Annotated in this window: 7 protein-coding genes and 1 pseudogene; 3 read left to right on the top strand and 5 right to left on the bottom strand. The window is 35.7% G+C overall.

Annotation, left to right across the window (positions count from 1 at the left end; translation table 11 throughout):
* Positions 1-105: 105 nt before the first annotated feature.
* Positions 106-561 carry a chemotaxis protein CheX gene (locus AC06OU_RS17625; RefSeq protein WP_475857507.1) on the bottom strand — a complete coding sequence of 152 codons (456 nt, stop codon included), beginning with the start codon at positions 559-561 and terminating at the stop codon, positions 106-108.
* 334 nt (positions 562-895) lie between these two features.
* Here AC06OU_RS17625 and AC06OU_RS17620 point away from each other — a divergent pair, with 334 nt between their 5' ends.
* Both AC06OU_RS17620 and AC06OU_RS17615 read left to right on the top strand, forming a co-directional pair.
* Positions 896-4,504 (top strand): dynamin family protein, encoded by a 3,609-nt coding sequence (locus AC06OU_RS17620; protein ID WP_475857505.1) that lies wholly within the window; start codon positions 896-898, stop codon positions 4,502-4,504.
* Positions 4,504-5,319: a sulfurtransferase gene (locus tag AC06OU_RS17615; RefSeq protein WP_475857504.1), complete on the top strand. Its 816-nt coding sequence runs from the start codon at positions 4,504-4,506 to the stop codon at positions 5,317-5,319. The genes AC06OU_RS17620 and AC06OU_RS17615 overlap by 1 nt, the downstream gene beginning before the upstream one ends.
* 157 nt (positions 5,320-5,476) lie before the next feature.
* On the opposite strand, the gene AC06OU_RS17610 is transcribed toward AC06OU_RS17615, so the two are convergent.
* Positions 5,477-5,818 (bottom strand): hypothetical protein, encoded by a 342-nt coding sequence (locus AC06OU_RS17610; RefSeq protein ID WP_475857503.1) that lies wholly within the window; start codon positions 5,816-5,818, stop codon positions 5,477-5,479.
* A 246-nt stretch (positions 5,819-6,064) separates the two neighbouring features.
* Here AC06OU_RS17610 and rlmN point away from each other — a divergent pair, with 246 nt between their 5' ends.
* The gene (gene rlmN / locus AC06OU_RS17605; protein ID WP_169359529.1) at positions 6,065-7,135 is read left to right on the top strand and encodes a dual-specificity RNA methyltransferase RlmN; all 1,071 of its coding nucleotides are present in this window, start codon (positions 6,065-6,067) and stop codon (positions 7,133-7,135) included.
* Between the two features lie 22 nt (positions 7,136-7,157).
* Here rlmN and ytzI read toward each other — a convergent pair whose 3' ends face one another.
* The 3 genes and pseudogenes from ytzI to AC06OU_RS17590 form a co-directional block, all read right to left on the bottom strand.
* Positions 7,158-7,313, bottom strand: a complete 156-nt coding sequence (gene ytzI, locus AC06OU_RS17600; protein ID WP_475857502.1) for a YtzI protein — start codon at positions 7,311-7,313, stop codon at positions 7,158-7,160.
* Between the two features lie 155 nt (positions 7,314-7,468).
* Complete coding sequence (locus AC06OU_RS17595) at positions 7,469-8,959, bottom strand: catalase (protein ID WP_475857500.1); 1,491 nt, start codon at positions 8,957-8,959, stop codon at positions 7,469-7,471.
* 163 nt (positions 8,960-9,122) lie between these two features.
* A pseudogene (locus AC06OU_RS17590) lies at positions 9,123-9,409 on the bottom strand (threonine dehydratase); the annotation flags it as partial.

Here is a 9,409-nt window from a genome sequence, read left to right as displayed (position 1 = left end):
AAAAACTTTACGATTAGTAAAATTTTAGGTCTTTTTAACTTATACGGAGGATTTTGTTCTATCCTCTATAATGCCTACAAAATATTAAAAATTATGTATAACTATCTAATCTTCATCAACAGTTAGAATAATGGCCATCGGACCTATGTCAGTAACTTCTACGGGTAGAAAGAAAGCCTGTTGGAAACCATATAACTTACTTTGTCCTACAATTACAGTAGGTGGGGTAATATCTATTTCTAATCCTTGTTGTGCAACAACCGTACATAAATTACCTGCAATCATATTTCCTAGTTCGCCTGTAAAAGATTCAAGCATTTCTCCCTCTAAAGGCATACCAAACATAGAGGCTCCAATAGAAGAAAAATAATGAGAAGATGCATCTATTATAATTCTTGCTTTCATATCGCCTACAATACCGATCAGTACAGCCATTTCCACTACCTCATATGGTTGAGACAAGAGAGTAGGTGGTTTGTAACTAAGGTTTAAAGGGATGACTGCTTTTATAGATTGAATCGTCCCATTCAATATAGTTTGTATGTTCCTAGAAAGAGTCATCTTTTTCCTCCAAGTAGTAAAGTTGAATCAATTTTAGCATAATATCTAGTCAAAAAGAATATATTTTATAGTCATTTGTGAATTGTTATGTTATTATTTAAATGAGAATGAATATCAAGTTCAGTTGAGAGGGAGATAGTCATGTTATATATTTTAATTGGCTCAACAGTTGTTATTTATAGCGTAGTCACAAAACATATATTAAGTTCAATAACACCTCAATCAAAATAATAATAATTTCTGTGATGACTTTATGACAATAAAGTCATCTTTTTTTATATTTTCTGATATGATATACATATTGTTTATTAGATAAAAAGGGGAAAAATTTCAAATGGATCAATTAGAGGAACTACAGAATATTAAACAAAAAAATGCTTTACTTGCAGCTATCTTTAAGCAAAACAAGGATAATGAAAGATATGCCAAGTCAAAGCTATTTGCAGATAAATTAGAAAAACAAACATTTACCATTGCTTTTGCTGGTCACTTCTCAGCAGGTAAATCTAGTATGATTAATGCACTTGTAAATGAACAACTGCTACCGACTAGTCCCATTCCTACGTCCGCTAATATTGTAACTGTAAATAAAGCAGATGAAAATTATGCGATTGTACACTTTGTTGATCAGTCTCCTGTTAAATTCTCAGGAGAATATGATATACAGCATGTAAAAAAATATTCAAAGGATGGTAGTAAGGTTTCTCAAATAGAAATTGGTCATAAAACATCTGGGCTTCCGAAAGGTATTACCGTTATGGATACGCCTGGTGTTGATTCTACAGATGACGCTCACCGGGTGTCAACGGAGTCGGCCCTCCATCTCGCAGATATCGTTTTTTATGTGATGGACTATAACCATGTACAGTCTGAATTGAACTTCCAATTTACGAAACAATTGCTGCATTACAACGAGAACATATACTTAATCGTTAACCAGATTGATAAGCACCGAGAAGAAGAGTTGTCTTTTACTGCTTATAAAGAATCTGTGTCAACAGCTTTTACCGCTTGGAATGTTGTACCAAAGGATATTTACTATACCTCTTTAAAAAACAGAGAGATGCTACATAATGACTTTGAGCAAGTAAAACAAATTGTAAATAATTCAATCCTTCATAAAGAAGAACTTTTTTTGCTATCAGCTACAGCTACATTAGATAAACTAAAAGATGAGCATCTAGCATTTTTAGAAGAGGAAAAAAAAGGTCTACAGCATGAGCTAAGTTATTTATTAACTGAGGAAGATTGGATTAATGTCGAAGAAATCTTAGATCAGTTTGAAGTCTCAGAAAAACAAAAAAAGCTTCAAGAAAGCGACGCTTGGAAAAAGGTATTTGAATCTAATAGAAAAGAAATCTTAAGCAATGCCTCGATAATGACGTATGAAATTCGGGAGAAGCTAAAGAGTTATGCGGAAAGCAGGCAGGATAACTTCAAAGTTGGCTTCTTATCGAGTAAGAAAAAGACGGAACAAGAAAGAAATAATAGGTTAAAAGAGACAATTGAGCTACTAGAGACAATTGTTTCCACTCATATTACGGCACATATTAAAAACTTAATGAAGCGGATGCTAAAAGATGTTGGTTTATTAAATGACAGTAAGACAAGTGAAATAAATAATATGTCATTTTCTTTGCCAGCCGAAATCATCGTAGATACGATGCATAATGGGGCTAGTACAACAGGTGATGCGATATTAAATTACGCAAATCGTGTAAACGATGCAGTTAGCCGATACTTTGTAAAAGAAACTGAAGCTTGGAAAGAAGAGAATATTCAATACATTGAAGAGCATTCTTCTACTGAAGACGAGCAGTTTAATAAGAAAACTGATACTTTAAGAGAAAAACAAGAAGCTATTTTAAAAGTGTCGGAAATAGAGAAAAGGGTAGAGGATCTTAACAAGTTATTAATAGCTCCTACTCTTCAAATTCGAAAAGATAGTATCAATCTTTTAAGTGAGTGGAACGAGGAACGTCAATTGTTCGAACGATCTATTGTGGAATATGTAGAGACAACTGAAGAGGAAGTAGAGGCAGTTAATGCTGTCGCTGCTGAAGAGGAGAAATCTGAGGAAGCTCCTATATTAGCATTTGATGAAATGATTCACCGTGCAAATAAAATTGGAGAGATCTTAAAAGAGCTACCTGACTTTCAGGAAGCTGCTTCCGTTATTAAGAAGAAAGCAATGCGGGTAGAAAACCTGCTATTCACCATTGCACTTTTTGGAGCTTTTAGTGCCGGAAAATCAAGTTTTTCCAATGCGCTGATGGGAGCTAATGTGTTGCCTGTATCACCAAACCCTACTACGGCAACCATAAATAAAATACATCCCGTAACTGAAAATCATTTGCATAATACGGCTGATGTTAGCTTGAAAACGAAAGAGCAGCTTTTGGAGGATGTTAAGTTTGCCTTTGAACAATTAGGTATAACTATTACTTCTTTAGAGGAAGCCTTCGAAAAAGCTCCAGCTGCAGTAAAAGAGACCTCTACTGAGGAAGTTCATAAATCCTTTATTAACGCATTTTATATCGGATACCCGGCTGTAAAGGACAAGCTGGGAGAAGTTTTAAATGTAGATGAAAAGGAATTTTCTCTTTTTGTCGCGCAGGAATCTAAAAGCTGCTTCGTAGATTTTATTGATTTCTATTTTGATTGTGAGTTAACAAGATTAGGAGTAACTTTAGTTGATACTCCGGGAGCAGACTCCATAAATGCTAGACACACAGGTGTCGCTTTCGACTATATCAGAAATGCAGATGCAGTATTATTTGTGACGTACTTTAACCATGCTTTTGCTAAAGCAGATAGAGAATTCTTAATCCAGCTTGGCCGTGTGAAGGACTCTTTTGAGCTAGACAAGATGTTCTTTGTAGTGAATGCAATTGACCTTGCAAGCAATGAGGAAGAGGCAGATTTAGTAAAGCAATATGTCAAGGACGAGCTACAGCGTTTTGGTATTCGTTTCCCTCGAGTGTTTGGTGTCTCTAGTCTTCAAGCTTTGCAAGAAAAAGAAAATAAGATGCAGCTGCATAAAGGTATGGAGCAGTTTGAAAAATCATTCCATCAATTCTTAGAGCAGGATCTTAAGCAAATTGCTGTCATTGCTTTAGAAGAGGAATCGAATCGCCAGAAAAATAAATTGTTATCTCTCATCCAACAAACCGAGGCTAATCTAGCTCGAAAAGAAGAAAGACTGACGGAGCTTACTAATCAAGAAGAAAAAATAAGAGAACGATACACACAGTACAACGCTATATCCTTAACAAAGGATACGACGCAAGAATTAGAGTCACTACTTTTTTATGTTTTACAACGTGTGTATTATCGCTTTAATGAATTTTTCAAGGAAGCTTATAATCCTTCCCTGTTTTCTAATCACAGCGCTTCCGTTGCTTTAGACATCGCTCTAAAAGATATTCTTCAAATGATTCGTTTTGATTTGGAGCAGGAGTTACGTGTAACCAACTTCCGAGTTCTTCAATTTATCCAGAGACAAATAACCCAGCTGGATAAGGAAGAAATGAGAATCTTAAAGGATTGGAATGGAAGCTTAACTTTTAGCCCTCATGAAAGTGAGGACTATGAATTATTAGAGTTTGTAGGTCCTTTCAATGACAAAGATAAATATAGTCACGTAAAATCATACTTTAAAAATGCTAAGTCCTTCTTCGAGAAAAATGAAAAAGAAAAGTTAAGGGATACTCTATCTGAGGAAACAAAAGTAGAAGCAACAGCCTATATCGAACAAGAGAAACAAAGACTGGTTGAATGGCTCATCCATTATGCTGAGCAAGAAATAGAGCGAGCTCGTATAAAATGGCTGAACGAATCATTACAACAGCTTGCTGCTGAGCGAAAACTGTTGGAGCAAGAGGAGACGTTGAACCGCTGGAAAGATATTTATCAAAAAATTCAGGGTGGAGGTAATGCTTAGTGACTAAGGTTTTTATCGAACTAACTGATATTGATGTTAATACTACAAGGTTTATCGATACACGCTATAACCTAGCTGATTCTAAGGCTGGATTTGATTTATTTCAAGATGGGCATGTAGAAGGTGCGGTTTACTGGGACTTAGAAAAAGATCTTTCTAATATGGAGGATGTTCATGGTAGACATCCAATGATTTCGAAAGAGAAAATGACAGAACTCATACAGAGCGCAGGATTATCATTGGATGACCAGATAGTTATATACGATCAAGGAGCAGCACCTTTTTCTTTAAGAGCATATTTTTTACTAGAGTGGGCGGGCTTTAAGAATGTTAAAGTTTTACGTCAGGGTTTTGAAGAAATAAAGCAAGCACTTCCCATTACTAAGGAAATAACCTATTACGACAATACGAAAGTAGTTCCTAAGTGGAATGATAATATATTGTTAAATATGGACGATGTCCGTGAGGTTGTAAAAGGGAACAAGGAAGGTCAGTTAATTGATGCACGTGCAGCTGCTCGATTCAGAGGCGAGATAGAGCCAATTGATCCGGTAGCTGGTCATATCCCCACAGCAATTAATTATGACTGGGAACAATTAAAGCAGGGTAGTACTTTTTTAGACAAAGATTCATTAACTGCAAAGTTAAGTGATCTAACGAACAAAAAGAAGCCAGTTATCGCGTACTGTGGAAGTGGGGTAACTGCAGCTCCATTATATGCGAGCTTAAAAGAGGCTGGATATGAAGATGTTAAATTATATGTTGGTAGCTATAGTGACTGGATTCGCGAGAACGAAATAGAAACATCTATATAACTAATATAAAGTAGATGACTATAAGCATGATATAAATGAGGCTATGCTCTCAATAAAACGCAGTTTTAAAAACGTGAAATCATATTGACGATTTCACGTTTTTTGTATTGGGTAGTTACGTCCCATCCTATTTTTAGTTTTAGCTATGGCATAATACTTAACGTACAAAAAGATACTTCTTATTAATATAGGTGCTTTCTTCAGTAGCAATTACTTCAGCATATGGAATACCAAATAGAGTATAAGCAGTAAGCACGGAAAATTCAGCTTGACCCGTATTTTCATCTATGATCGTATCATTGACCTCATATGAGACAACCATGAGATTATCAATCGAGTGTTGAAAAGTATTAATTGAAGTTCCTAAAAAATTATCATCCATTTGGGTATTCGTAATCCCAGTAGGTAGAAATGCTGCAAAAAAAGTAATGAATACAATTACTTTTAAAAAAGCTTTGCCGGGATGAAAAAATACTCTTTTTCTTTTCATGAATTTCATAATGCATATCTCCAATCTTTTATACACGTTATATTAGCTTATTCCTAATAATTCCTTTCGATGAATGATATTTTCGTCAGTAAAAGGAAATAGGACTAATATCTTTAATTTCCAGTGTATTTAAGTTAGTATTGGAAAGACTAAATGATATCTTTTTAAATATTTTTCCTTTATAATTAATTGTCGTGCAAGAGAATTTGGTGTATAATAGGCGAATTGTATGTGTAAGAAAAGAGGGGCTAAATAATGAAAAAATCAATTTATGGTCTAACTAGAGACCAATTAATAGAATGGTTAATGGAACATGGTCAAAAGAAATTCCGTGCGGAACAAGTATGGGATTGGTTATATATTAAACGAGTACAAAGCTTTGCGGAAATGAAAAATGTAAACAAAGACTGTTTGGATCTTTTAGAAGAAAACTTCGTTATCCAAACGCTAAAAGAAAGTGTAAAACAGGAGTCGGCAGATGGAACGATTAAATTCCTTTTTGAAATGCAAGACGGGAATTTAATCGAGACAGTATTAATGCGTTTTAAATACGGTCTGTCGGTATGTGTAACAACTCAAGTGGGCTGTAATATTGGCTGTAGCTTTTGTGCAAGTGGTCTTTTAAAGAAGAGTCGTGACTTAGATGCTGGAGAGATAGTTGGACAAATTATGAAAGTTCAAGAGCATTTAGATCAGCTTCAAAAAGACGAGCGTGTAAGTCATATCGTAGTAATGGGTATTGGCGAGCCTTTTGACAACTACAAAAATCTTATGAACTTCTTAAGAACAGTTAATGATCAAAAAGGACTTGCAATTGGTGCACGTCATATCACTGTTTCTACAAGTGGGCTAGCTAAGAAAATTATTGACTTTGCTAATGAAAACATTCAAGTAAATCTTGCTGTTTCTTTACATGCTCCAAATGACGAGCTTCGTTCTCAAATCATGGTTATCAATAAAGCCTTCCCAATTGAGAAAGTAATGGCTGCTGTTGACTATTATTTAGAAAAAACAAACCGTCGTATAACATTTGAGTATATCCTACTTAAAGACGTTAATGATCATGTGGAAGAAGCTCAGCAGTTAGCTAAGCTCTTAGAAAATAAGCGTCATCTTTCATATGTTAACTTAATTCCTTATAATCCGGTAGATGAGCATGGACAGTATCAACGTAGTACTGAAAAATCCATTAGTGCTTTCTTCCAAACATTGAAGAATAAAGGCATAAACTGTGGAGTACGTATGGAACAGGGAACTGATATCGATGCAGCCTGTGGCCAATTACGTAGTAAACAAATTAAAAAAGAAAAAGCTGGAACAAAATAATGTATTAGAAAACGCATCTGCCTCATTCAGGCGGATGCGTTTTTTGTTTCTTTTCCATTTTGTCAGGGTGTTCATCAATCGTGTGCTTATAAGCATAGCCTTTGTTAATAGTGAAAATCGTTAAAGCTAAAACTATAATGAATATAATAATACTTATTATTATGACAGTACCCATCATAAAAAGACATCCTCCTAATTCACGCATTATAGTTACATCATAGCACAAATGGCTTTAAGCAATCTGAGTCTAAAAAGTGGCAACTTACTTAAGATAATGCAGATATGGAAGCTTATAAAAAGGCTATCCCCTTCAAGAGGATAGCCTTACTTTATTTATACAGTTGCAGTTACGTTCATAACTTCTTCAATTCTTTCCCATGGAAGTTCCATTGCCGCAGCAACGCCTTGACCATAAGCAGGGTCTGCTTTGTAGCAGTGAATGATGTGACGGATTTTAATGAAATCTTCTACGCCATTCATATTACGAGCAGTATTTTCAAATAGTACTTGTTGTTGCTCAGGGTTCATAAGATTGAACAATTTACCTGGTTGCTCGAAGTAGTTGTCATCATCTTCACGGAAATCCCATTGAGTTGCTGCACCATCAAGAGATAAAGCAGGTTCTTTATATTGAGGTTGATCTTTCCATTGACCATAGCTGTTTGGCTCGTAAGTCATAGTGCTGCCTTTATTGCCATCTACACGCATAGCACCATCGCGGTGGTAAGAGTGGAATGGGCATTTAGGTTGGTTAACTGGAATTTGGTGATGGTTAACACCTAAACGGTAACGTGCTGCATCTCCATAAGAGAATAAGCGACCTTGTAGCATTCTATCTGGAGAGAAGCTGATACCAGGTACTACGTTAGCTGGTGTAAATGCAGCTTGCTCTACTTCTGCAAAATAGTTATCTGGGTTGCGGTTTAATTCGAATTCTCCAACTGGAATAAGTGGGAAGTGTTGTTTATACCAAACTTTTGTTAAGTCAAATGGGTTGTAAGGCATATTGTTAGCTTGTTCTTCAGTCATCACTTGGATATACATTTTCCATTTAGGGAAGTTACCTGCATCAATTGCTTCCATTAGGTCACGTTGGTGACTTTCACGGTCTACACCTACGATGTCAACAGCTTCTTGGTCAGTAAGGTTTTCAATTCCTTGCACTGATTTCATGTGGAATTTAACCCAAACACGTTGGCCTTCCGCGTTGATCATTGAGAATGTATGGCTTCCAAACCCGTCCATCGTACGGTAGGATTTTGGTAATCCACGCTCACTCATTACGATAGTAATTTGGTGAAGTGCTTCCGGAAGAGAAGTCCAGAAATCCCAGTTGCTATTAGCGCTACGCATATTTGTGCGTGGGTCACGCTTAATAGCATGGTTTAAATCTGGGAATTTTAGTGGATCACGGAAGAAGAATACTGGTGTGTTGTTCCCAACTAAATCCCAGTTACCTTGTTCTGTATAGAAACGCATTGCAAATCCACGAATATCACGCTCAGCATCCGCAGCACCACGTTCTCCAGCAACAGTTGAGAAACGTACGAACATTTCTGTCTCTTTTCCGATTTCCGAAAATAGACTAGCGCAAGTATATTGAGTAATATCATGAGTTACAGTAAATTTTCCGTAAGCACCTGAGCCTTTCGCATGCATACGACGCTCTGGAATTACTTCTCTGTCAAAGTGTGCAAGTTTCTCTAATAACCAAACGTCTTGAAGTAGAAGAGGACCTCTTCGACCAGCTGATTGTGAGTTTTGGTTATCAACTACTGGTGCTCCAGCTGCAGTTGTCATTTTGTTGTTTTGATTTTCAGACATTTAATTTCCCCCTAGATTAGAATCTTTATAATACAAGAATTATTATATCAAAGGGAAAGTGAGAATGCTAGAATTAGATTATAATAATTTTTATCTGTACATAGTTTGTGAACAATTTTTGGCGCCATTAAACTAATCTAAATGTTGATATAAAGCTATTCTTCTATATTAATAACTCAAAAAGTGTGCTATCTTTATTCACTTCCTTATAAGAAAATCCATTTTCATTCATTCTCATTAAGAGTCCTGAATAATCATTACTAGTTTTCAATTCAATACCTACTAATGCAGGTCCGCTTTCTTTATTGTTTTTTTTCGTATATTCAAAAGTTGTAATGTCATCATTCGGACCGAGTACTTTATCTAGGAATTGTCGTAAAGCTCCAGCTCTTTGTGGAAAGCTCACGATAAAGTAGTAGAGTAGACCTTCATGAATCAATGATTTTTCTT

Source organism: Psychrobacillus sp., assembly GCF_056205495.1.
Note: the sequence above shows the minus strand (reverse complement) of the source record. Positions and strands in the feature narration are given on the sequence as shown.

What these genes read in the sequence shown, in the direction of transcription:
- rlmN (WP_169359529.1), top strand. Translation starts at nt 6,065, where the DNA reads ATGAAAAAATCAATTTATGGTCTAACTAGAGACCAATTAATAGAATGG.
- AC06OU_RS17620 (WP_475857505.1), top strand. Translation starts at nt 896, where the DNA reads ATGGATCAATTAGAGGAACTACAGAATATTAAACAAAAAAATGCTTTA.
- AC06OU_RS17610 (WP_475857503.1), bottom strand. Translation starts at nt 5,818, where the DNA reads ATGAAATTCATGAAAAGAAAAAGAGTATTTTTTCATCCCGGCAAAGCT.
- AC06OU_RS17595 (WP_475857500.1), bottom strand. Translation starts at nt 8,959, where the DNA reads ATGTCTGAAAATCAAAACAACAAAATGACAACTGCAGCTGGAGCACCA.
- ytzI (WP_475857502.1), bottom strand. Translation starts at nt 7,313, where the DNA reads ATGATGGGTACTGTCATAATAATAAGTATTATTATATTCATTATAGTT.
- AC06OU_RS17625 (WP_475857507.1), bottom strand. Translation starts at nt 561, where the DNA reads ATGACTCTTTCTAGGAACATACAAACTATATTGAATGGGACGATTCAA.